At 65.9% G+C, this 23975-nt stretch carries 20 protein-coding genes; 6 read left to right on the top strand and 14 right to left on the bottom strand.

The genetic code is table 11. The annotated features are described in order from the left end of the window. The first annotated feature begins 83 nt into the window (after window positions 1-83). From lexA to RMO95_RS22665, 5 genes are all read left to right on the top strand, one after another. Window positions 84-689 (top strand): transcriptional repressor LexA, encoded by a 606-nt coding sequence (gene lexA, locus RMO95_RS22645; RefSeq protein ID WP_310452962.1) that lies wholly within the window; start codon window positions 84-86, stop codon window positions 687-689. A 162-nt stretch (window positions 690-851) separates the two neighbouring features. Then, window positions 852-1580: a translesion DNA synthesis-associated protein ImuA gene (gene imuA / locus RMO95_RS22650; protein ID WP_310452963.1), complete on the top strand. Its 729-nt coding sequence runs from the start codon at window positions 852-854 to the stop codon at window positions 1578-1580. A gap of 19 nt (window positions 1581-1599) precedes the next feature. Next, window positions 1600-2808, top strand: coding sequence for a DNA polymerase Y family protein (locus RMO95_RS22655; RefSeq protein ID WP_310452964.1), 1209 nt, complete (start codon window positions 1600-1602; stop codon window positions 2806-2808). A 93-nt stretch (window positions 2809-2901) separates the two neighbouring features. Then, window positions 2902-3981 carry an EamA family transporter gene (locus RMO95_RS22660; protein WP_310452965.1) on the top strand — a complete coding sequence of 360 codons (1080 nt, stop codon included), beginning with the start codon at window positions 2902-2904 and terminating at the stop codon, window positions 3979-3981. 182 nt (window positions 3982-4163) lie between these two features. Further along, the gene (locus tag RMO95_RS22665; RefSeq protein WP_310452966.1) at window positions 4164-5420 is read left to right on the top strand and encodes an adenylate/guanylate cyclase domain-containing protein; all 1257 of its coding nucleotides are present in this window, start codon (window positions 4164-4166) and stop codon (window positions 5418-5420) included. Window positions 5421-5677: 257 nt separating this feature from the next. Here RMO95_RS22665 and RMO95_RS22670 read toward each other — a convergent pair whose 3' ends face one another. From RMO95_RS22670 to RMO95_RS22715, 10 genes are all read right to left on the bottom strand, one after another. Continuing rightward, on the bottom strand, window positions 5678-6991 hold the full coding sequence (locus RMO95_RS22670) for an IS1380 family transposase (protein WP_310452967.1): 1314 nt from the start codon (window positions 6989-6991) through the stop codon (window positions 5678-5680). Window positions 6992-7165: 174 nt separating this feature from the next. Continuing rightward, window positions 7166-7306, bottom strand: a complete 141-nt coding sequence (locus RMO95_RS22675) for a hypothetical protein (protein WP_310452968.1) — start codon at window positions 7304-7306, stop codon at window positions 7166-7168. 27 nt (window positions 7307-7333) lie between these two features. After that, window positions 7334-7948 (bottom strand): methyltransferase domain-containing protein, encoded by a 615-nt coding sequence (locus tag RMO95_RS22680; RefSeq protein WP_310452969.1) that lies wholly within the window; start codon window positions 7946-7948, stop codon window positions 7334-7336. Window positions 7949-8234: 286 nt separating this feature from the next. Next, window positions 8235-8918: a class I SAM-dependent methyltransferase gene (locus tag RMO95_RS22685; RefSeq protein WP_310452970.1), complete on the bottom strand. Its 684-nt coding sequence runs from the start codon at window positions 8916-8918 to the stop codon at window positions 8235-8237. 67 nt (window positions 8919-8985) lie between these two features. Continuing rightward, on the bottom strand, window positions 8986-9570 hold the full coding sequence (locus tag RMO95_RS22690; RefSeq protein ID WP_310452971.1) for a hypothetical protein: 585 nt from the start codon (window positions 9568-9570) through the stop codon (window positions 8986-8988). After that, window positions 9570-10907, bottom strand: a complete 1338-nt coding sequence (locus RMO95_RS22695) for a multiheme c-type cytochrome (RefSeq protein ID WP_310452972.1) — start codon at window positions 10905-10907, stop codon at window positions 9570-9572. Before RMO95_RS22695 ends, RMO95_RS22690 begins: the two co-directional genes overlap by 1 nt. After that, the gene (locus RMO95_RS22700; protein ID WP_310452973.1) at window positions 10907-11098 is read right to left on the bottom strand and encodes a hypothetical protein; all 192 of its coding nucleotides are present in this window, start codon (window positions 11096-11098) and stop codon (window positions 10907-10909) included. Before RMO95_RS22700 ends, RMO95_RS22695 begins: the two co-directional genes overlap by 1 nt. Further along, the gene (locus RMO95_RS22705; RefSeq protein ID WP_310452974.1) at window positions 11095-13467 is read right to left on the bottom strand and encodes an FAD-dependent oxidoreductase; all 2373 of its coding nucleotides are present in this window, start codon (window positions 13465-13467) and stop codon (window positions 11095-11097) included. Before RMO95_RS22705 ends, RMO95_RS22700 begins: the two co-directional genes overlap by 4 nt. Continuing rightward, window positions 13448-14464, bottom strand: a complete 1017-nt coding sequence (locus RMO95_RS22710; RefSeq protein ID WP_310452975.1) for a VTT domain-containing protein — start codon at window positions 14462-14464, stop codon at window positions 13448-13450. The genes RMO95_RS22705 and RMO95_RS22710 overlap by 20 nt, the downstream gene beginning before the upstream one ends. Continuing rightward, window positions 14451-15314: a sterol desaturase family protein gene (locus RMO95_RS22715; protein WP_310452976.1), complete on the bottom strand. Its 864-nt coding sequence runs from the start codon at window positions 15312-15314 to the stop codon at window positions 14451-14453. Before RMO95_RS22715 ends, RMO95_RS22710 begins: the two co-directional genes overlap by 14 nt. Before the next feature lie 124 nt (window positions 15315-15438). Between RMO95_RS22715 and RMO95_RS22720 the strand changes: the two genes are divergently transcribed. After that, window positions 15439-16098 (top strand): metalloregulator ArsR/SmtB family transcription factor, encoded by a 660-nt coding sequence (locus tag RMO95_RS22720; RefSeq protein WP_310452977.1) that lies wholly within the window; start codon window positions 15439-15441, stop codon window positions 16096-16098. A 326-nt stretch (window positions 16099-16424) separates the two neighbouring features. Here the strand turns inward: RMO95_RS22720 and RMO95_RS22725 are convergent, their stop codons facing one another. From RMO95_RS22725 to RMO95_RS22740, 4 genes are all read right to left on the bottom strand, one after another. Then, complete coding sequence (locus RMO95_RS22725) at window positions 16425-18341, bottom strand: cytochrome c3 family protein (protein WP_310452978.1); 1917 nt, start codon at window positions 18339-18341, stop codon at window positions 16425-16427. A gap of 141 nt (window positions 18342-18482) precedes the next feature. Beyond that, window positions 18483-19859 carry a sigma-54 dependent transcriptional regulator gene (locus tag RMO95_RS22730; RefSeq protein ID WP_310452979.1) on the bottom strand — a complete coding sequence of 459 codons (1377 nt, stop codon included), beginning with the start codon at window positions 19857-19859 and terminating at the stop codon, window positions 18483-18485. Window positions 19860-19908: 49 nt separating this feature from the next. After that, window positions 19909-21621, bottom strand: coding sequence for an ATP-binding protein (locus RMO95_RS22735; RefSeq protein ID WP_310452980.1), 1713 nt, complete (start codon window positions 21619-21621; stop codon window positions 19909-19911). Between the two features lie 137 nt (window positions 21622-21758). Further along, window positions 21759-23780: a methyl-accepting chemotaxis protein gene (locus RMO95_RS22740; RefSeq protein WP_310452981.1), complete on the bottom strand. Its 2022-nt coding sequence runs from the start codon at window positions 23778-23780 to the stop codon at window positions 21759-21761. Between the last annotated feature and the right edge of the window lie 195 nt (window positions 23781-23975).

Consider the following 23975-nt stretch of genomic DNA (forward strand, 5'->3'; position numbering starts at 1 on the left):
TCTGGATGTCCATCCAGTATATTCTAGCTCAAGTGGAGCTAAGTGGATACCCCATACGAAAAAACAGTCACAGGAGCACGTCCATGGCCAACGATCTGACGCCCCGCCAGCAGGAGATTCTGGATTTCATCCGTAACAGCCTGGAAGTCTTCAGCGTGCCGCCGACGCGCGCCGAAATCGCCAGCGCTTTCGGTTTCGCCTCGCCCAATGCCGCCGAAGACCATCTCAGGGCACTGGCGAAGAAGGGCGCGATCACGCTTGAACCCGGTTCCGCGCGCGGCATCCGGCTGGTGGAACAGCTCGGCCTGCCGCTGATCGGCATCGTCGCCGCCGGCAGCCCGCTGCTGGCGATCGAGAACCGCCTCGGCAACATCCGCATCGATCCGGCGCTGTTCACGCCGCGCGCCGATTTCCTGTTGCGCGTGCGCGGCCTGTCGATGATCGAGGCCGGCATCCTCGACGGCGACCTGCTGGCCGTGCATCGCACCAGCGAGGCCGCCAACGGCCAGATCGTCATCGCCCGGCTCGGCGACGAAGTCACCGTCAAGCGCTTCAAGCGGCGCGGCACCATGGTCGAACTGATCGCCGAGAACCGCGATTTCGCTCCGATCCTGGTCAATACGCGCAAGGAAGCCCTCACCATCGAGGGCATAGCGGTCGGCCTGATCCGGGATGGACGGACGCTGTAAATGAAGGCGTAAAACCAATTTAGCCACAGAGGACACAGAGGGCACAGAGAAAGGCGATCAGACGCGACGGAAGTTTTCTGCAACATAGTCCGGATTTCTCGTTTCGTACCGGGTTTCTCTCTGTGATCTCTGTGTCCTCTGTGGCTAACAGGTTTTCCCAACATGAATCCTTCACTGGTCCAAGTTCTGGAGCGCGGCGACATCCGCCGCGGCGATGCCTTCGCCGTGGCGCCAGCGCCAACTCTTGCCAGCGGCTTTGCCCGCCTCGATGCCGAGCTGCCCGGCGGTGGCTGGCCGCGCGGGGCATTGACCGAACTGCTGACGGAACATGAGGGCATCGGCGAACTCGGCCTGCTGCTGCCGGCGCTGGCGGCGCTGACTGCCGCCGGCCAGACCGTGATGCTGATCGCGCCGCCGCACGCTACCCATGCGCCGGCCTGGGCCGCCGCCGGGATACGGCTCGAAGCCTTGCGCCTGGTGCTGCCGCGCCGGCCGCGCGATGCCCTCTGGGCCGCGGTCGAGGCCCTGCGCTGCGGCGGCGTGGCGGCCACCCTGCTCTGGCTCGACGAACTGTTTCGCGGCCAGTTGCCGGCCAACAGCCTGCGCCGCCTGCAGGTGGCGGCGGGCGAGGGCGGCGGCGGGGCCTTCTGCTTCCGCCCGGCGCAACTCGCCGCCGCGGCTTCGCCGGCACCGCTGCGCCTGCAACTGCAGCCGGCAGGCAGGCAGTTGCGCGTACAACTGCTGAAGCGGCGCGGGCCGCCGGCGCGGCAGGCGATCCTGCTCGACATCGCCCGACCCGCTGATTTTTCACCCCGTGTTTCCCATGTTGTGGCTGGCACTGTACTGCCCGACGCGGCCGACAGCCGACGACGAACCCGCGTCGCCGCCTGAGGCTGCGGTCGCACGGACCGTGGCATTTCCCACCCCGGCGCTGGCTTGCTGGGCGGGCCGCTTCACGCCGCAGGTGAATCTCGCGCCGGCTGCGCTGCGCCTCGAAATCTCCGGCAGCCTGCGCCTGTTCGGCGGCCTGCCGGCGCTACTGCAGCGGGTATGCGAAGATCTCGCCGCGATGGATCTCCGCGCACAACTGGCGGTGGCCGCCACGCCGCTGGCCGCGCTGTGGCTGGCGCGGGTCGGTGGCAATGTCATCGCTCGCGACCTGGCGGCGACGCGCGCGGCGCTTGCCGCCGTGCCTTTGACCGCGCTGCAACTGGCGCCGCCGCTGGCGCGGCGCATCGAAGGCTTCGGCCTGCGCCGCATCGGCGAACTGCTGGCCTTGCCGCGCGCGAGTCTCGGCGCCCGTCTCGGCAAACCATTCGTCATCGACCTGGCGCGCGCCCTGGGCGAGATCGCCGATCCGCAAAGCTGCTTCGTCTTTCCCGAGCATTTCGAGCAGGGGCTGGAACTGCCGGCACCGGTCGCAGCCGCACCGGTGCTGCTGTTCGCCGCGCATCGCCTGGTCGCGGCACTGGCCGGCTGGCTGGCGGCGAGAAACAGCGCGGTGCGCGAAATCGAATGGCTGATCGACCACGGCCATGGCCGGACCACCGTGCTGCCGCTCGCCTTCAGCGCGCCGGTGTACAGGGCGGAGCGCATCGAGCGCGTGCTCAAGGAGCGGCTCGACGCCCTGAGCCTGTCCGCTCCCGCGCTGGCGCTGCGCCTCTGCGCACCACAGGCGGAGCCGCGCGAGGCGCGCAACCATGCCCTGTTCGACGGCGGCGGGCAGCGGCAGGAGGCGCTGGCCGAACTCATGGACCGCCTCGTCGCGCGCCTGGGGCCGCAGGCCGTGCAGGGCCTGGCCTGTCATGCCGACCACAGGCCTGAACTGGCGAGCCGGAGCGAACCCGGCCTGCCGGCCTTCAGGCTGCCGGCGCTACCGCCGCGCCCGCTGTGGCTGCTGAATCCGCCCGAAGCCTTGCGCGAAGTTCAGGGTCGCCCGCAGCGTGGCGGTGCGCTGGCGCTAATGGCCGGCCCGGAACGGATCGAGTCCGGCTGGTGGGACGGCGGCGACGCGCGCCGCGACTACTTCATCGCGATCGACAGCGCCGGCCGCTGGCTATGGATTTTCCGCGACCCGCGGCTTCCCGGCGGCTGGTTCCTGCACGGAATATTTTCTTGAGCGACGGCCTCAGCGCCAGGGATCCGGCGAGCAGGATGGATGTTGTGGTTTTCATTGTCGACTGGCAGTCTCTCCGCCGATGAGCACGGGAAGGTGGAGAATGCCGTCATGGAGGACGGGGTGGAAAACTGGATCACGGGATTGCGGCGACCCGGCGTGCCGGCGGCGCTGGGTGCGGCGCTGCTGTTCGGCGCCGGCACGCCCTTGGCCAAGCTGCTGCTGAACGACGTCGGCCCCTGGCTGCTGGCGGGACTGCTCTATCTCGGTTCGGGCCTCGGCCTGTTGCTCTACCGCCGTCTTCGCCGTGCGCCGCGGGTGCGCCTGGCGCGCGACGAAGCGCCCTGGCTGGCCGGCGCCATCCTTGCCGGCGGCGTGCTGGCGCCGGTATTGCTGATGCTGGGGCTGGTCGGCATGCCGGCCGCTGACGCCTCGCTGCTGCTCAATGCCGAAGGAATATTCACCGCGCTGCTGGCCTGGTTCGCCTTCAAGGAAAACTTCGATGTCCGCATCGCGCTGGGCATGGCCGCCATCGTCGCCGGCGCCCTGGTCCTGAGCTGGCCGGACCAAGCCAGCTTGGCCGGATTGGGGCCGACGCTGATGGTACTGGGCGCCTGCCTGGCCTGGGCCGTCGACAACAACCTGACGCGCAAGCTGGCGCTCGCCGACGCCACGTGGATCGCCGCGGTCAAGGGCCTGGCGGCCGGCACGGTGAATCTGGCGCTGGCCTTCTGGCTCGGCGCCAGCCTGCCGTCCGGGTCCAAGCTGGCCGCGGCCATGGCGGTCGGCTTCCTGGCCTATGGCGTCAGCCTCGCGCTCTTCGTCGTCGGCCTGCGCCACCTGGGTACCGCGCGCACCGGCGCCTATTTCTCGGTGGCGCCCTTCTTCGGCGCTGCCGTTGCGATTGCGCTGGGCGAAGCCGTGACCTTGCCGCTACTGCTGGCCGGCGCCCTGATGGCCGGCGGCGTCTGGCTGCATCTGACGGAACGCCACGAGCATGCGCATGAGCACCTTGGACTGAGCCACGAGCATCTGCATGTCCATGATGTGCATCACCGCCACGAGCACGACTTTGCCTGGGATGGAACCGAGCCCCACGCGCACGCCCACACGCATGCGCCGCTGCGTCACAGCCATCCCCACTTTCCCGACAGCCACCACCGCCATTCGCACTGAACGCCGACGTGCTTGGCAATAGTCGGCGCTGGCGCTACGGTGCTGGGGGCTTGCGCCCGATAGCCATGCCCCGTTGGATTGGCACCCTTGGCCCGGGCTCAACCCCATCGGCCAATGCTGTTGACTTCGCCATGCACGAAAGCTAACTTGAATGCCCGAACGTCAGCCTCGCAGTGAGCTCCATGGTCCCGTTGCCGGAATTGATTCGCCCGCTCCTGCAAGTGATCGCGCGCGTCGGCGTCGATCCTGACGACAGCGAGGACGTGCGGCTGCACAAGGCGCTGCTGGTGGGCGGCAGCCTGATGTTCATCCTCGCCGGGATCCTGTGGGGACTGCTCTATCTCGCCTTCGGGGAACCCCTTGCCGGCGCGATTCCGCTTGCCTATGCCGGCGTTTCGCTGGTGAGCGTCGCGCTGTTCGCGGCGACCGGCCGCTATGCACTGTTCCGTTCCAGCCAGTTCGTTCTGATCCTGTTGCTGCCCTTCCTGCTCCAGCTTTCGCTGGGCGGCTTCGTCGGTTCCAGCGCGGTGATCCTGTGGGCGCTGCTTTGCCCGCTGGGGGCGCTGCTGTTCGATGCGCCGCGCCGCGCGCCGCGCTGGTTCGCCGCCTTTGCCGCGATCGTCACAGTCAGCGGCTTCGTGCAACCGCAGCTGAATCTCGGCAACAATCTTCCGCCTTGGCTGGTGGTCATGTTCTTCGTCATGAACATCGTGGCCATCGCCGCCATCATCTTCACGCTCCTGTACAGCTTCGTCGCCCAGAAGGAAGCGAACCTGAACCTGCTGCGTGCCGAGCAGGAGAGGTCCGAAGGCCTGCTGCTCAATATCCTGCCGCGCGACATCGCCACGATCCTGAAGACCGGCCGGCGCACGATCGCTGATCACTTCGAGGATGCGAGCATCCTGTTTGCCGACGTGGTGAACTTCACTCCCCTTTCGGAGCGCATGCGGGCCGAGGATCTGGTCGAGATGCTCAACGAGGTGTTTTCCCATTTCGACGAACTGGCCGAGAAATACGGCGTCGAAAAAATCAAGACCATCGGCGACTGCTACATGGCGGCGAGCGGCGTGCCGCTGCCGCGCGCGGACAATGCCCGCGTGCTGGTGCGCATGGCGCTCGAAATCAGGGAATACGTGGCGCAGCACGAATTCGGCGGCCAGCGCCTGACGCTGCGCATCGGCATCAATTCCGGCCCCATCGTCGCCGGCGTGATCGGCCGCCGCAAGTTCATCTACGACCTGTGGGGCGACGCAGTCAATGTGGCAAGCCGCATGGAATCAACCGGACGGGAAGGCGCAATCCAGGTGACGCGTGGCACCTACGAGCGCATCAAGGATCAGTTTGTCTGCCAAGCGATGGGAACCGTCAACGTCAAGGGTAAGGGCGCCATCGAGGTCTGGCACGTGATCGCGGAGCAGGCCGGCGCGGCCACTTTCTGATATCCGCCATGTGCCGTACGCGGGCTGGCGCCGGCAATAGGGGGTGGCCGGGCGTCGCTGATTTCGCCAACGGGTAACATCTTCCGGCTAGCCCGGATATTTCACCAGTCCTATGATTTGGGTGCGTAGATATGCTGGGCGGGTTGATCGTGATGCGAGCGGGGGCATTTGATCAAATTTTGGTCAAATAGGCGAATTTCAGACGGACTTTCCCCAACCCCCGAAGCTCACGATGTCGGGGACGCACTCGTTTGTAGCTATGGGGATGCCAAGGCGTTGGCAGCGATGAAGTAGATATCGCGCAGCGGATGGTGGGAGGCAAGCAAGATGCGGATGCGCCGCGTATTGCGAATCACCGCCGCGCCGATCTTGAGCAAGCGGACGCGAATCGTCGCCGCGGTGGCCTTCGCCAGATCAGTGGCGGCCAGCGCGATCTCGCGCAGGCGCTGCATCAGCGTATAGGCCAGCGCCGAGAACAGGATGCGCAACCAGTTGGCCAGGAACTTGTGGCAACTGGCCCGCGTGCCAAACAGGTCGAGTTGGGTTTCCTTGATCCGGTTCTCGGCCTCGCCGCGCTGGCAGTAGAGGTTGTCGTAGAGTTCCTCGGCCGGCCGGTCGAGGTTGGTCACGATGAAACGCGGATTGGTGCCCTGGGCGCCAAACTCCAGACGGGTGATCAGGCGTCGCTCGCGATCCCAGCTCTTGGCGGCGTAAGAGAACTGGCCAATCATCCGTTGCTTGGTCCCAGAGTCGTTGAAGGCCTGTTCCATGACCTGCTCCCAGTGGACCACGTGGCGTTGCAGGCGGGCATTCCTTGCCATCCCGATGACGTAGCCGACGCCGTGGCGTTCGCACCAGCGGATCAGTCGTTGCCGGCAGAACCCGGAGTCGCCACGCACGATGATCCGCACCGCCGGCCAGGTCTGGCGCAGCCGGGTCACGATCAGCTTGATCACGGCGGCGGCGTGTTTGGCACCGTCGATCCGGCTGCGGCGCAAGACGCAGGCGAGCATGGCGCGGCCGGCAAAGACATACAGCGGCAGGTAGCAATAGTGATCGTAGTAGGCATGGAACTCGGTCTGTTCCTGCTCCCCGTGCAGCGGAATGTCGGAGGCGTCGATATCCAGCACCAGTTCCTCCGGCGCCTGCGTATGGCTGGCGATGAACTGGTCGATCAGCACCCGGTTCAAGGCCACGATATCCGATCGCGTGGCCCGTTGCTCCAGCCGACACAAGGTCGGGCTGCTGCCCAGTTCATCACACGTGCCCACGGCTGTTTGCATCAGTGGGTCGTTGCGCAGGGCGGCGTGGTCGTTCAGGTCCTCGTAGCCGCAGCACAGGGCATACAGCCGTTGCGCGACCAAGTCGCGCATTTCATGCGTGATGCGCTCCGGACGCCGTGGGTCGTGCAGGGCTTCCGCTACCGCCCGTGACAATCCAATGCGTCGGTCGACTTGCCGCAGCAGCATCAGGCCGCCATCGGAACTGAGCGCACCGCCCTCAAAATTCGCCTCGATCTTGCAACGACCCAGGCGCCCAAACTCCATTTCCCCACGCGTACAATTTGGCATCGGCGGAATACTCCGTTAATCCTGTCTAGACACCAGTATTAACGCGCCTCACGGCGATTCCGCCGACCTACTCTCGTGAAATATTCGGGCTAGCTGGACCTTGTCGCAGCGTGCCAAGGAGAATCCTGGCGGCGTCAGGGTCGGGCGGAAGGCGATACCGCCCGACCCTTGCTGCTATTGCTTGCCAGCGAAGAAATTCGCTCCCCGTACGCCATACTTGCGTGCGGTGTTTTCCTTTGTCGTGCCCGCAAAAGAGTCGAAAAACTCCGTTGCCGCACAGGCTTGAAATCCGGCGGCTTGCATCATCGCGATCATGCCTGCAGACTGCAGAGCACCCGCAATTCAGCCGACCCAGAGATCAATGTCGTTGCGCGCTTTCGGCGACAATTCCTGATCGGTGACGATGTCGGCGAACTGGATCCAGCCGCCCGGCTTCAGCACCCGATACAGTTCCCTGAAGACGGCGGGCTTGTCGACCGCAAGGTTTATGACGCCATTGGAAATGGCAACGTCGACCGAGGCATCGTCGATTGGCAGGTCCGTGATCTCGCCGAAAGCGAACGAAACCTGAGGCATGCCAGCCTGTTCGGCGGATGTTCGCGCGACCTGAATCATTGCATCTGTCATATCGACGCCAACGACGCGTCCGTGCCTGCCGACACGGCGCCCGGCGAGCAAACAATCCATGCCGGCGCCCGATCCAAGATCGATGACGGACGCGCCCGAAGGTATTTCGCGGACGCGGAAGGGATTGCCGACACCGGCGAACGAAGCTGTCGAGATTCCGGGCAGCGAAGCAAGCTCCTCGCCGTCATAGCCAAGCTGCCTTGCCGCATAGTCCGGCCCGCGATGAAAATGAAAATCGCCGGTCGGCTTTTCCGCGACAAGCGAATAGGTCGTGCGCACTTCGGACTTCAGTCGCTCGCGGTCGAGCGTGATTTCGCAAAATTGCTCCATATACGTCTCCTGCCGAGGGTTATTGTCGTTGAGTGGCCGGCCTTGCCGACAAAACTAACTTTAGTATCAACGAATCGAAAGTCAAAGTATTACTCGTCAATCAAAGTCGGCGCTGGCGGGAGTGCGCTAACCCTTTCGTTGTCATGGATAAAGTTCGGGCATTGCTCGGCAATGGACCGGAATAATCTGCGGACAGGAAATCCATCATTGCCAACGGAGTATCTCCGGGTCTGGCGGCTGGAGTCGATGCACAAATTCCAAGGACCGTGAGCCCTGGGCAATCCCATTACGGCGTGGAGTCAGAGGTGGCCACGGCTCCTGATTCGGGTTTGCGCGCGATGACGGTGGCAAATGACTTGATCGTTTGCCCCGGCGCCTCGAAGTCGCGGAATCCCGAGTGCATGATCTGCCAGCCGGCAAAACGGTCGGCAAGCTCGTCGCGCGGCAGCAGGCAGTAGCAGCCGGGCTGGAAGATGTCGAAATAGCTGGTGCCTTCGATCAAGGTATTGATCACCGCGATGCCGCCCGGCCGCACCCGTTCCTGCAGCATCGAGACCATGCGCAAGGCGGTCGCGCAGTCGAAGAACATCAGCACGCCGATGGAAATGACGCAGTCGAATTCGCCGTCGATCCGGTAATCGCGCAAATCGGCTTCGATCGCCTCGACCGGCAGCCTGGCCGCCGCGGCGCGCTGGCGCAGGCAAGCGATCGCCGTCGGGCTGGCATCAACCGCCCGCACCGAACAGCCGCGCTCGGCCGCGGCCAGCGCCAGGTTGCCCAGGCCGCAGCCGAAGTCGAGCACGCGCCCGGTCAGATGCGGCAGGACGTCACGCTCGAAAGGATTGAGCGCGAAGTCCCGCTCGTCGATCTGGCGCCGGAATTGCCGGTCGAAGAAGGCGATGCTGTGGTTGGCTGCGCCGGCATCTTGCGCCACGGCTGGCTTGCTGTCGGCAGAGATCGGGCGATTCATTGCGTGCTCCAGGTTGGCGATCCGGTCTGCGGCTGCCGCCGGGGCGGCAGCAAGACGCAGCATGACATCATTGTCGCCGATCGCGGCGCCGCGCTTCGCCCAGCGCGCCCTTGATGCGCAGCAGGCCGCCGTCGAGCGCGGCCTGGCCCAGCCACCACTGGTAGTCGGGCGACTGGTGGGCGAGACCCAGGCGTAGGTCGCGCAGGTTTTCGTCGCGCAGCGTGGCGAGCAGTGATTCGATATGCGCCATCTCTGCGTCCTTCAGTTCCTTGCGTGCGGCAGCGACCACGGCTTCGGCTTCGCGCCGCTTCATCTCGCCGATCGCCAGGCCGCGCTGTGCGGCGGCCAGTTGCTCGGCCACATAGCGCGGCGAATGGCAGGCACCGCAAGCGGCGCCGGCCTGCTCGCGCGCCTCGTTGCGCGAGTTCTTCGTCACGTAGTGCTGCGGCGCCGGCGCCTTGGCTTCATAGCCATGGCAGCCGCCGCAGTCGGGCGTGCGCCGCCGCTCGCGACCAGCTTCGATGCGGGCGATGACACCGTGCTTGGAGAGCGCGTAGCTGCGCTCGGCACTACCGGCATGGCAATCCACGCAACTCTTGCCGGCCGCGGCGGGCAGCGCGATCAGCAGGAGCAGCCATAGCGCGCGGCGCATCAGTTGTGCTCCCGGTTGTGTTCGGTGTATTCGCCGCCCAGCCACAGCGCTTTCGGGTCGGGCCGCGCCACGCGCGCCATGTCGCGCAACTGCCCGGCCTGGGCAGCGATGGATTTTTCCGCCTGTGCCAGCGCGGCATGGCCCTCCTGCACCAGTTCCGGCGCGCCGTGCGCCGCGGCCTTGTAAGCGCCGAGGTTGGCGAAGTACCACATCTCGAAATAGTCGCGCTCGATCGGCGAGACGTTGTAGAAGCTCGACGCCTGGCCCTCGAAGAAGCCGATGCGTTCCTTGGGGAACATCCTGTCCATCCAGTCGCTCGGGTAAGGCGGGCGTTCGCCGGCGGCGGGGTAGAGGGCTTTCTCGCCGCGCAGTTCGCGCAGCAGGCGCTCCGTGCGGTTCAGGCCCTGCCAGGCGCGCGCGCGTTCGCGGTCCATCTCTGCTAGTTTCTCGCGCGAGAACTCGCGCTCGTGGCAGTCGCTGCACACCTCGATCCAGCGTTCGCGCTTGACCGTGTTCTCGGCGTTGCTGGGATTGACCTGGCGCAGGCCGAATTGCCAGATCGATTTGTCGGCTACCACGTGCTGGCCGTTCCTCATGTGGCAGTAGGCGCAGGTCGGCGTCAGGTAGTTGCCCTTGCGCAGCGGCTTGCTCCAGTCCGTCTTTTGAGCGTCGGCCAGGTAGCGCTTGCCGTGGGCCGAGGCGAAGTAGGTTTCGTCGTCCGGATGCGGCGGGCCGCTGTGGCAGGTGGTACAGGCTTCGGCGCGGCGCGCCTCGGCGGCGTCGAAGCGGTGGCGGGTGTGGCAGGAATCGCACTTGGTCGCCACCGAATGGCATTGCACGCAGGCCGTGGTTTCCGCCTTCGGCTTGTCCACGAAGTGCTTGCTGTCGGTCGCGCGTTCCATGGCCAGCGCGTGGCTGGGAAAGCCGTAATGCTTTTCGGACTGGAAGGCCTCGTGCTGCACGCCGTGGCAGGCGGCGCAAACCTCGGGCGTCGGCATGCGCAGCTTCTGGTGGTCGGCGCCGTGGCAGTCGGGGCAGGCCACCGGCGCGCGCTTGGCCGGCTTGCTGTGGCGGCTGTCGCGCCAGTCGGCGACGATGCCGGGTGTCAGCGCCTCGTGGCAGGCGATGCATTCCTCCGCCGGGTAGACGCCTTCGACGGTCTGGCCCGGCTGGTAGAAGCGCTTCGGGTCCCAGTAAGCCTGCACCGGGTCGGGCTGCCATTCGCGCGAATACAGGCCGCTGCCGGCGCCGCCCTTGCTCCAGTCGACCCAGGCCATGCCGGCGGCGATGCCGGCCAGGGACAGCAGTACGGGGATCAGCAGCCAGCGCGGCCGCACTACTTGTCCTTGCGGTGGCGGGCCACGGCGCGCACGGCGCCGACCCCGGCCAGCAGCAGGAAGGGCAGCAGCACCAGCCCCGGCATGGTGTCGGAGGTGGTGCAGACGATGTCGAAGTAAATCGGGTGTTGATGCGCCCAGGCCGGCATCGCCGGCGCTGCGAGCAGTACGGATACGTGGGGCAGCTTCATGTAGCCAGCCTCGGCGTCATCAAGGGCTGCGGCGCAGCCTGCCAGGCGCGCCAGCCCTTCCAGTCGGCCAGGCGGCGCTGCGCCAGCACGCAGCGCGCGGCGCGGCGTCCGGCCGCGGCGGCGGTGACGATCAGGTCGGGGCCATGCACGGCGTCGCCGCCGGCGAGGATGCGCGGATGCGAAGTACGGCCATGGGCATCGACCTTGATCGCGCCGTATTCGGTGGCGACGCCGGCGGCCTCCAGCCAATGCGGCGCGGCGGGTCGCTGGCCGAAGGCGAGGATCACCGCATCGCAGGGGATGCGCTCTCGAAGCGCCGTCTCGCCAGCGCCAACTTTGAAGCTGACGGAACGAACGGCGGCCTCGCCCTCGATGGCGACCGGCATATGCAGGAAGTGGAAAGCCACGCCTTCGGCGATCGCCGCAATGCGCTCGTGCGGATTGGCGCGCAGCTTCTCGACGGTGCCGCGATAGGCGATCGCCACGCTGGCCGCACCGTCGCGGATCGCCGCACGCGCGCAGTCCATCGCCGTGTCGCCGCCGCCGAGTACCAGTACGCGCTTGCCGACGAGGCTGCCGCCGGCCGCGCCGTCCTGGCCCCGGTTGATGTGGCCCAGATAACTCAGCGCGTCATCGACGCCGAACAGATCGCGGCCGGGCAGCGCCACCTCGCGCGCCTGGCGTGCGCCGAGGCCGAGGAAGATCGCCTCGTTGTCGTCGCGCAGCTTCAGGAAGCGTTCGGCGTCGACCTCGACACCGAGTTCGAAACGGATGCCGGCCTGCTCCATGAGAATGCGGCGGCGGTCCAGCGCGCGCTTGTCGAAGCGGAAGGGCGGCAGGCCGCTGGAGAGCATGCCGCCGATGGCAATGTCGCGGTCGTAGACGGTGACGCTCCAGCCGGCGCGGTTCATCGCCTCGGCGAAAGCCAGCCCGGCCGGGCCGGCGCCGACCACCGCGGCGTTCTTGTCCAGACGTTTTGTCGGCGCGAGCTGGGGGCGCCAGCCGTGCGCCAGCGCTTCCTCGGTCACCGCATGTTCGATGGCGCCGATGGCAACCGCCGCCTCGCCTTGCCGCACGCGGGCGCAGGCGCCCTCGCAGAGCCGGTCCTGCGGGCACAGCGCGCCGCAGAGTTCCGGTAACGGGCTGGTGCTGGCCATGATCTCGGCCGCGGCTTCGATGCGGCCCTGCGCCGCCTGCATCAGCCATTCCGGAATGCGGTTGTGCAGCGGGCAGGCCGTGCGGCAGGTCGGTTCGCCACAGTCGAGGCAGCGCGCGGCCTGGGTCTGTATCTCGGCCAGCGGCAGGTGCTCGGCGCAGGCGTCGATGCGCGGCAGCTCGGGCGCGGCGACGCGGCGCAGCAGGTGGCTGGCGTCCTGGCGCAGGGTGGGGCGCAGGAGATTGCGGACGTCGCGGATCTCCAGCGCATCGGTGGGGCAGGAGACCACGCAGCGGGCGCAGCCCATGCAGTCTTCGAGCCCGGTGACGCGGCCGCTGGCCTTGCCCTGCCGCCACACCGGGATGCCCATGTCGCAGGCCTGCTCGCAGCGGCCGCAGTCGATGCAGCGCTTTTCGTCCATCTTGACGTCATAGAAGCCGGCGTGGTTGAGCAGGCCGAAGGTGGCGCCGAAGGGGCAGAGGTAGCGGCAATAGGCACGGTTGCCGACGATGGGTGCAAGAAAGAAGGTGCCGAAGTAGGTCAGCGCGACGACGAGGTAGAAGCCGCCGACGAAGGAGAGGGTCCAGGAGTTCGGCGGGAACTGCGTCGCCACCAATACGCCGACGTAGTAGAGGAAGAACACCCATTTGATATGCCGCAGCTTCCACGCCAGTTCCCCGCGCGGCGCGCGATCGCGAAAAGGGAAGCCCACCGTCTCGCGGATGCCGACGCAGGGGCAGCCGAAGCCGCAGATCACGCGCCGGCCGAAGAGGAAGACGAGGCCCAGGACGAGAAAGAAAGTCAACGTGCCCGGAGTGTGCAGCGAGGGGAACACAGGCTGTGACCAGAGGTAGCCGACATGCGGCTCGAAGAAGGGCGTGAGCCACGGCACCAGCCACCACAGCCCAGTCACCACCGAGACCAGGATGATCAGCCGGCGCCGGGTATAGGCGTTCTTCTCGGCAGCGATGCGCCAGAGGCCGAAGGCCAGGATGATCGCGTACTCGGTGTAGCGGTTGAGCCAGATCGGGCTCTCGAACAGGAACAGCCAGGTGTCGTTGAGCCAGCCGATGAAGGCCAGGGTGAAGGCCAGCATCGAGAGCAACTGGACCGGCCAGCGGTAGCGCGAGGGCAGCGTGTCCTGCTCGCCGGCGCCGACGCGGTGCGGGACGCGGGCGAAGCCACCGACCGGCTCAAGCGCGATCGGTGGCACCGGCGTTCTCTGTGGTGGCGCTGGTCCAGTCGGCGGGATAACCCAGTTCACGCCAGGCCAGCATGCCGCCGCGCACCACGCGCAGGCCGCTGAAGCCTTGCCGCGCCAGTAGGCGCGCAGCCTGGCCGGAGCGTACCTGGGTGCGGCAGATCAGCACCACACCATCCTTGCGCCATGGGTTCAGCTCGTCGATGCGTTGGTCGAGTTCGCCCAGCGGCAGGTTCAGCGCGCCGGGAACGTGGCCGGTTTCGCCGTCGAAATCCCTGGCCTCGCGCACGTCGATCACGGCGATGCTGCCCTCGGCCTGCAATGCGCGCAGCATCTCAGGCGTGATCATCAGCCCGGCCTTGAACTGGCGGATCAGGCGCGGCAGGAACATCAGCGCCGCGGCCGCGGCGAGCGCCAGCAGGCCGTTGCGGATGGCGTCGGCGTCGCCCGTGAGCGCTGCGCGTCCGGCGTGACCAAGCCAGGCGTAGGCCAGCGCGCCGGGCAGCATGCAGACGGCGGAGGCCAGCGCGTAGGAACCGAGCGGAATGCGCGTCAGGCCCAGCGCGTAATTCACCACGTTGAACGGAAACAGCGGCACCAGGCGGACGAAGGCGACGAAGCGCCAGCCCTCGGCCTCGACGCCCTCGATCAGTTGCTTGAGGCGGCCTCCGGTCTTCTGCGCCACCCAACCGCCGGCCAGATGGCGCGCGGCGAGAAAGGCCAGCACGGCGCCCAGCGTGGCGCCGGTCAGGCTGTAGAGCGCGCCCGGCAGCACGCCGAACAGCGCACCCGCAGCCAGGGTCAGCACCGATCCGGGCAGGAACAGCACGGTGCCGGCGGCGTAGAGGGCGATGAACAGGATCGGCGCCCACCAGCCGGCCGCTGCCAGCCAGGCTTGCAGGGCCTGCTGGGAAAATTGTCCGCGATTGGCGAAGGCGAGTACCAGGCCGGCCGCCAGCGCCAGGATCAGTGCTGCGCGCTTGGCGCGCTTTGGGTCAACGTGCTTCATGGCTCGGCTTGTCGGCGTGGCCGATCGCGTAGTCGCGGCCGGCGTCGATGAAGGGGAGCATCAGCATGCCGGAGAGATGTATGCAGCGCGGGTCGCCGCTGAGATCCTGGACGCCTATCGCCATGCTTTCCTGCGGCAGGCGGGCGGCGGCGCGATAGGTGCCGAACAGCCGATCCCACCAGGGCAGGTTGAACCCGAAGTTGCTGTTGGCTTCCGCGATGTCGGTCGAGTGATGCACCCGGTGCATGTCGGGCGTCACCAGCAGCCGGCGCAGCATCGCATCGACCCCGGCCGGCAGCTTGAGGTTGGCGTGGTTGAACATCGCGGTGGCGTTGAGCAGTACCTCGAACAGCAAGACGGCGGCGGCCGGCGCGCCGAGCACGGCGATCACGGAAAACTTGATCAGCATCGAAAGTACGATCTCGATCGGATGGAAGCGCGCGCCGGTGGTGACGTCGAAATCCGGATCGGCGTGGTGCACCCGGTGCAGGCGCCACAGTACGGGTACGGCGTGGAACATCACGTGCTGCAGGTAGATGGCGAAGTCCAGCGCGACGACGGCAAGGACCAGCGCCAACCCGTCGGGCAGGGCCAGGTTGTTGAGCAGACCCCAGCCGCGCTGCGTTGCCAACACGGCGAAAGCCACCGCGGCAAAAGGGAAGAGCAGGCGCACCAGTACCGTGTTGAACACCACCAGGCCGAGGTTGGCAGTCCAGCGCACGGTGCGGCTGTGCAGCCGGGTACGGCGCGGCGCGGCCGCCTCCCAAGTCGCCATCAATGCAAAGATGCCGAAGAAAGCGGCAAGCCGGATCGCCGGTTCGTTCGCCAGTGCAAGGTCGTTGAATGTCATCGCTGCGTCTCCTCGGAACCGGTTCCTGCCGGAATTGGCTCTAAACTGCCGCTTGCACCCGAGAGGGGCGGCTATAATTCAAATATTCAACTGAATGGTTGAATATTAAGAGGCGACTCGCGCGATGTCAAGCGGCAATTTCAAACAAGACGTGTATGCCCAGTTGGCGCGTGTCGCCAAGGCCGTGGGTCACGCCAACCGGCTGGAACTGCTGGAGTTCGTGGCGCAGGGTCCGCGCAGTGTCGACGAACTGGCGGGCATGACCCACCTGTCCGTCGCCAATGCCTCGAAGCATCTGCAGGAATTGCGTCAGGTCGGCTTGGTGCGCGCGCGCAAGGAGGGCGTGCGGGTGTTCTACGAACTGGCGGGGCCCGACGTGGTGGACCTGCTGGCGGCGTTGCGCACCGTGGCGGAAGCGCGCGTGGCGGAGGTATCGCAACTGTTGCGCACCTACATCACGGCCCGCGACGATCTCGAACCGATCCCGGCGGATGAACTCATGAAGCGCGCCAAGCTTGGCCTGGTCACTGTGCTCGACGTGCGTCCGGCGGAGGAATATGGCGCCGGCCACCTGCCGGGCGCCATCAACGTCACCATGGACGCGCTGAGCGGACACCTGAAGCGCCTGCCCAAGGGACGCGAGGTCATCGCCTATTGTCGCGGCCCTTACTGCCTGCTTTCGGTCGATGCCGTGGCGCTGCTGCGCGAAAAGGGTTACCAGGCCCGGCGCCTGGAGGATGGTTTTCCGGAATGGAAAGCTTCGGGCCTGCCCGTGGAGGGCTGAGTCGATAGCGTCGGCTGCGGATTTCGCGTTCTTGCGATCATGGCCGTCGACAATCAATTCCTGTCCGTCGGAAAGCAGGATGGCGCGTCGGCCTTGGTGGCGTTGTCTGGACGCTGGGCAGCCCCTTTACCCGCCAGTGCGCCATCGCCTGCGAATCGCGGTCGACCAGGATCGGGAAATCGGTGGCGCCGGCAAAGGAAAAGGCGGTCAAGAGTTGGCGCTGGCGGCACGCCGGGAACGGGCGAAAACGCGGCGCGCTGCTGGGTTCTGACCGAAATAAAAAACCGCCGGACATGCCGGCGGTTTTTACTTGGTGAAAGCCCTTGCTACAGATTCTTCGTATCGTGGCAGGCGGCGCCACAGGGCTTGGTATAGGGGATCGGCATGGACGTACCGGATGCGACGCCCTTGACGCCCTTGTTGTCCTTGCGCGGGACATCATAGACGTGCGAGGTGATGTCGTTCAGCCAGTAGTTCTTGCCATCCTTGCCGTTCAGGCCCTTGCCGAGGCCGGCGCCGGTCTGCATGGTCTTGGTGTTGTGGCAGTCGGAACAGGTGATCTTGGCCACATCCACCGTGCACTTCGACTTGTCGGCCAGGTGCGCCTTCAGGTCGGTGCTGTCCTTGTGGCAACTGGTGCAGGCTTCGGGTGTCTTTGGATCGGCCTTCAATTGGTGCGCGAACTTGCCGTTGCCGTGCGTATCGTGGCAATCGGCGCAGGCGACCAGCTGATTGCCGTTGCGGTGCTTGGACGACTTGATGAAGTCCGAGTACTGCTGGTGATGCGACTTGGAATGCAGTCCGTCCGCCCAGTAGTCCTTCGCCGCCGCGTCTTCGCGGGTGGTGTAGTCCTTCAGGTAGACATTGCGGGCGGTGCCCGGCAGCATCATCTTGTTGGCGGTATTGACCGGCTGGTCGTTCTTCAGGTTGCCCTGGGGCCGGCTATGGCACTGGCCGCAGATCATCGATGCGCGTTCCGCCGACAGCTTGTTGGGGCTGACGATGGTGGCCGGCATGTCGATCTCTTTCGCCTTGTCATGGACCGAGCCGGGACCATGGCAGGTTTCGCAACCCATGTTGATCTCGTTGGGCTTGCCGTCGCCGTCGATGTCGATCTCGCCGTTGCGATCATTGGATGAGCCGGCGATGTAATCGCCCTTTGCGTTCTTGGTCAGGGTGTAGGCGTTGTAGTGGCAGGACGCGCATTCCTTGTCGAAAGACTTGGCGGGTGACGGATCGGTCAGCTTCTTGGTCTGCTCGTTGTACAGCCAGTCGCCGTGGTAATCGCGCCAGGGCTTGCGGCCGCGGTCGGCAAAGGAGTCGTCGCCGTTCTGGTTGAACTGGACGAAGGGGAACAGGTTGGCGCCGACGCGGAACAGGTAGCGCTGTTTGTAGACGGCGCCGCCATAGGTCATTTCCACCGGATAGACGCGCGGCTGGTCCTTTGGATCCCTGGCGTTCTCGGTACGGAACTTGAGCTTGCCGTCGCTATCCTTGTAAAAGGTGGCGGTGAAGCTGACGCTGGACGCGTCGGCGGGGGCCTTGGTGCCGATCTGGTACTTGTCGAAACTGCGTCCCTTGTCGAAGCTGTAGAAATAAAACTTGGTACCCGCCATCAGCTTGTCGAGGCCCTTGTTGAAATCCGGGAAGCGCGAGTAGTCCTGCAGCTTGCTTTGCTTGCCGATGACCTTGATGCCCAGCCGGTGGGCGGTCTTGATGACGTCCTTCTGCTCCTCGTGGCATTCGATGCAGGCCGAGCTGCCGATGTACTTGGCGTCGGGCGGCACGTTGCCCGAGATCTTGATCAACATGGGGGCGGCGCCCAGCTCGTCGGTGCCCAGCGCCTTGCGCGACTTGTCGCCGCCGGGCAGGTACTTGCTGGTGGCGGGCTCGACATAGACGAAGTACTTGCCGCCGGGGACGTCGGCGAAGCTGAATTCGCCCTTGGCATTGGTCTTGGTGTTCAGGTAGCGCCCGCGATTGGCGGCCAGGTTGTCTTCCAGCGGCTCGTCGTTCTTGGCGTCCTTCTTGACCTCGATCGGGGTCTTGCCCATTGCGGCCACGTCGGTGGCGGGGATCAGCCAGACCGTGGCATTGGCGACCTTGAGGAAGGTCTCCTTGCTGCCGTCCTCGACCACGCCCTTGAACGGCGCGTTCGGGTAAGTCTTGACGCCGCCGGTGCATCCGTAAATCAGGAACACGGATGCCAGCGCCAGCAGGCTGCCGACTATGCTTTTTTTCATGATGATCCCCTTATTTGTAATAACTCGACTGCACTTGGACACGCAATCCTTGTACCAAGGGCGATTAACGTTTGCTACGTTGGATTGCCTTGAAATTCTCGGATATATCGCTTTCATTCTGTCACCGAATTGAGACGTCTGTCACTTATCAGTGACAATTCCCCAGCGCTTCATGCGCACATACAGATTCTGTCGCGGAATGCCGCCGAGGCGCGCGGCTTCGGATATGTTGCCGCCAGCGGCGTCGAGCAGACGGCGGAAATAGTCACGCTCGAAATCGGCGCGCGCGTCCTGGTAGCCGAGTGCGGCTACAGTTGCGCTATCGTCGCAGCGCGCTGTGCCGGTGGCGGGCGCGCCGGCCGGGAACAGATGCAGGGTATCGATCGGGCCGCCCGGATGCAGTGCCACCGCACGTTCGATGCAGTGCTGCAGCTGGCGCACATTGCCCTCCCAGCGCTGACCTTCCAGCGCCTGCAGGGCGGCCGGTGTGAGCGGCCCGCAGGTCTTGTCGAATTTCGTGCTGTAGAAATCGAGAAAGTGCGTGGCCAGCGACACGATGTCGCCGGCGCGCTCGCGCAGCGGGGGCAGCGTCACCGACACCACGGCGATGCGGTAGTAGAGGTCTTCGCGAAAGCGCCCGGCCCTGACTTCAGCCAGCAGTGGACGGTTGGTGGCGCAGATCAGGCGGAAGTCGGCCTGGCGCGGCTGGGTGCTGCCGATGCGGGTGACGCTGTGGTCCTGCAGCACGCGCAGCAGGTTGCTTTGCAGCTTCGGACTCATGTCGGCGATTTCGTCGAGGAACAGGTTGCCCTCGTGCGCCTTTTCGAAATAGCCGGCATTGGCCTGGCCGGCCCCCGTGAAGGCCCCCTTTTCATAGCCGAACAGCAGGCTTTCGAGCAGGGTTTCCGGCAGTCCGCCGCAATTCACCTCAAGAAACGGCTTCGCCGCCCGCGTGCTCAGGGCATGGATCATCTTGGCGGCGAGGTCCTTGCCGGTGCCGCTTTCGCCTTCGAGCAAGACGGTGGTGTCGAGGCCGGCGACCTGGCGGATCTGGCCCAGCACGCGCTCCATGGCGGGCGACTGGCCGATGATGGCCGGCGCGTCCGCGGCGTCGGACAAACGGGCACGCAAGCCGTGGATTTCGCGATAGGCGCGGTCGAGTTCGAGCGCCTTGCCGATCACGGCTTCGAGGGCTTCGAGGTCTTCGAAGGGCTTGGTCAGGTAATCGAACAGGCCCTCGCGCACCGCCGCCACGGCGTCGCGCACGTCGGCGAAGCCTGTCATCAGTATGCTCACCAGATGCGGCCGGCGCGCGCGAAATTCGCGCAGCAAATCGATGCCATTGTCGTCGGGCAGGCGCTGATCCATCAGCACCAGGTTGAAATCCCCGGCCGCGAACAAGCGGCGCGCTTCGGCGCCATCGGTGGCCAGGCTCACCAGCGCCGTCTTGGCCAACAGCCGGTCGAGCAGGATGCGCGTGTGGCGATCGTCGTCGACCACGAGGATTTTGGGCAGCATGTCAGGCGGCGCGGGACTTTTTCTCGGGCGTATCGGCTTGGGCGGTCGGCTAGGCATCGGACAAGGAATCTGGTAACCAAATCGCAATTCGCGTGCCATGCCCCGGCTCGCTGCTGACGTTGACCTGCCCACCGTGCAGCAGCGCGACGTGCTGCACCACCGGCAGGCCCAGGCCGGTGCCGTCGCTGCGCGTGGTGTAGAAGGGCACGAAGATCTTTTCCATCACCTCGGGCGGCATGCCGCGGCCGCGATCGCTGACCGCCAGCGCCCAGCCGGGCGCGCCCCGCGCCGGATCGACGTCGCGCTCCAGGCTGATGACGATGGCGCTGTCGTCGCTCGTGGCCTGGGCCGCATTGACCAGCAGGTTGAACAAGGCGTGGCGCAGCAGGATCGGATCGACCGCCAGCACCACCGCCTGGTCGGGCAACTTCACCTCGACCGGCAGGTGCCGGGTTTCGGTCTGGCGAAACAGCAGGACCGTGTCCTCGATCAGCGCCGCGATCGACGTCGGCTTGCTTTCGAAACTGGAAACCTTGGAAAACGCCAGCATGCGCTTGACGAAGCTGCGGCAGTCTTCGCCGGCACTGCGGATCTCGCCCAGCAGTTCGCGCGTGCGTACCGGATCGTCGACTCCGCGCTCGGCCAGTTGGGCCAGGTTGACCACGCCGACCAGGGGATTGTTCAACTGGTGGGCGATGCTGCCGACCATGGTCCCCAGCGCCGACAGTTTTTCGAGCTGCAGGATGCGCCCGTACTCGGCATTGACGCGCAGCAACTGGTGTTCGAGGTCGTGCTGGCGCCGGTAATCGCGCTCCACGCGGTCGAGCGCGAGATAGAACACGCCGAGCACGCCGATGGCCGACAGCAGGCTGATCGCGGTGACGGCTACGATGGACCAGTTGAAGGCGGATTTCAGCGCCGTGATGTCGCGTATCACCACCAGATTCCCGATGTGGCGTTGCCCGGCATCCTTGAGCGGGACGGCGGCCAGGTGCAGCGAGCGACCGCTGTCTTCGATTTCCGCGGTGCGGCCCGCGAGCAGACTCTGCAGGACGCGGTCGTCCAGCGCCGCGAGCGGTCGGTCGGTCGTCTGCGCCAGCGCCACGTGGTTGGCAAAGCGCGCCCAGTTGCCCTCGCGCTTCATCAGGGTCTGCCCGCGCTGCCATTGCTGCAAGGACAGCATGCGCTTGTCGACCAGCACCAGCATGTCCACCGCCAGGCCTTCCCTGATCTCGCTGATCAGGTGCTCTATCTCTTCGCCGATCTCCAGGTAGCCGATCACGCGATCGTCGCGGCGCCAGGGCATCACCAGCCGCAGCGTAAGCGTACCCAGGGCGCCCAGTTCCAGGCCGTGTTCCGCGTCCTGCCGATCTCTTGCCTTGATCGTCGTGAGCCGGTCGATCTCGTCGCCGAACTCCTCGGGGCTATGGAAGCGATAGAGGTTGATCAGGTCCGGGCCGGTGAAATACAGGTGGGTGATGTGGTGCTTGTCGCGCAGGTTGGCGAACAATGAGCCCATCTGGCGGGACAGGGCGGGGCGGTCGAGGTCGCGGAAGGCCCGTTCGATGGACGGATTGGTCATCATCGCGCGCAGCGTCGCGATCATCAGGTTGGTGTCCTTGTCGAGCTTCTGCACGAACAGTTTTTCCACGGCCGCGGTGCGCTCGGCGATGTCCTGGTCGCGAATGTCGGCCTCGACCCACAGGGCCGCGACCGCAAACACGCCCATGATGAAGACGAGCACGACGGCGAGCGGGGCCATGAAGCGCGCCTTGACGCGGCGGGGTCCTCGCGCCTGGGGCGCAGTGCTGATTTGAGTCATCGGCGGGAGTGTGCCGTGTCGTTTGCCGCCTTGCAACCGGCGGCCGGCATCGGGGCGGCCGCGGCCCAGGTGCCGCGTCAGATGCGGAAGCCGCCGATCGCCGCCAGCACGCGGTCCGAGAGTTGTTCCAGGCGCCTGGCCTCGGCTGCGGCACTGGCCACCGCGGTACTGTTGCGCTCGGCCATCTGCGCTATCTCGCTGACATAGGCGTTGATCTGCTGGCTGGTCGTCATCTGGTCCTTGACCGATGCGGCAATGCGCTTGACTTCCTGCGAAGTGTGGCTGATCGATTCGCTGGTCTGGGCCAGTACGCCGGCGACCTGATGGGCGCGATCGGTGCTGGCGCGCAAGGCATGGCTGCCGCTCTGGATCGCGGCCTCGACCTCGCTCGACTTGGCGCTCGCGGTTTCGGTCAGGCGCCCGATTTCATTGGCCGATGCGGCCGATTTCTCCGCCAGCTTGCGCACCTCGTCGGCCACCACGGCGAAGCCGCGGCCGGATTCACCGGCGCGAGCCGCCTCGATCGCGGCGTTCAGCGCGAGCAGGTTGGTCTGTTCGGCGATTTCGCGTACCTGGTTGGTCATCTGGAAAATGGCCAGCGTCGATTTGACGAATTCATCCACCGTCGCCGCGATCTGGCTGACGGCGGAATCGGCCGAGTCGATATCGACCAGCATGGTGCGCAGGCTGGCGTCGCCGGCTTCGGCCTGCTCCCGGCTGCGGCCGGCGATCTGGTCGACTTCGCCGGCATTGGTCGCGACCTGGCCGATGTTGCCGGCCATCGAGGTCACCGCCGCCGCCGTTTCATGCGTCAGGCGATTCTGGTTGTCGGTGCCGGCGGCGATCTGGTCGGTGGCGGCGGCCAGGGTGCGGGCGGCATCGCGCACATCGACGGCGTTGTTTTGCACGGACTCGACCACCTGGCGCAGGGCCGTGGCCATGCGGTTGAAGCTGTCGGCGACATCGGCCAGCTGGTCGCGGGTGCCGAGTTCGATGACGTGGGTCAGTTCGCCGTCGGCCAGGCGGCGCCCGCCCTGCATCAGCCGGTCGGTGCCGCGCAACAGCGACAGATAGGAACCCATCGAGAGATAGCCCGCCACTGCGACGCCCAGCGCGGCCAGCAGGAGGTAGAGATTGCGGCGGACGAGCAGCCTGCCCTCGCGCTCTTCGAGCAGGACCGTCAGGGTGCGTTCGGTGGCCTCGGCCAGCGCGGTGGCGGCAGCCACCGACGCGGCGGTGCCTTGCTGCACTTCGCGCGGCGTGACCTTGATGTTGGCGCCGGCATAGAAGATGGCGGTTTCGGCGTAGCTGCGCATGTCGACGAGCTGTTTTTCCAGGCGCGTGACCAGGGCGTCGATCCCGGCCTGGTGGGCGGTGCCGGCGCTGCCCTTGCGCAGGCTTTCGCGTATCCGCACCACCTGCGTCTGGGTATCCACCAGCAGCTTGTCGAGGCGGCCGATGTCGCCGGTATCGACCATCTGGATCTGCGCGATCAGGCTGGCGCGCAGGCGGAATTCGGCGAGCAGGTTGATCAACGGCGGCAGGCGGTTGATCAGGGTGTCGTAGAGGTAATAAGTCGAGAGCTCGGGGTTCAGGGTCAGCGCCGTGCTGTCGCTGGCCTGGCGCAGGTGGCCCGCTACGCGCGCCGCAAAACGCTCATGCACGACGCGAAGCTCCGGTGTCGAGGAGGCGATCAGCAGCGATTTGAGCAGGGTCCATTCCTTGGGCAGGGTTTCGGCGCTGGCCTTCAGGGCATCGTCGACGGCGGGCGCGGCGACTATGGTTTGCACCAGGCCGTCGATACGCCTGGCATGGTCGGCGGCCTGCTGCTTCATCTCGGCGCTGTCTGCGCCGGCGGAAATCAGGCTGGTGGCAATCAGGTGTTCCTGGGTCGCGTTTTCCAGTTGGCGGATCGGCACGATCAGCGCCGCGCCGACCAGTTCCTGGCGCGTCAGGGACAGGCTGGAATTGTTGCTGAGCACGAACTGGGACAGCAAACCGATCAGCAGCACACCCCCTGCGGCGCCGACGACGATGTAGCGCGGGCCGACGCGCATGCGGTCCATGAGGCGGACTGCGGGCTCGAAGATTGCGAACACGGGACTCTCCTCTATTACTTTTGTTATATATGGCTGCCGGCGGCCATTCTGCCATGAATGGCCATCGGCCGAGCCCCGCGGCAGGGTGATCGATGCCGCTTCGGGCGCAAAGAGGCGAATTGCGCTAAGCTGTATATAAACATGGGGTATCCACTTAGCTCCACTTGAGCTAGAATATACTGGATGGACATCCAG

This window comes from Sulfuritalea sp. (assembly GCF_031426875.1).
In the GTDB taxonomy this organism is placed as follows: Bacteria; Pseudomonadota; Gammaproteobacteria; order Burkholderiales; family Rhodocyclaceae; genus Sulfuritalea.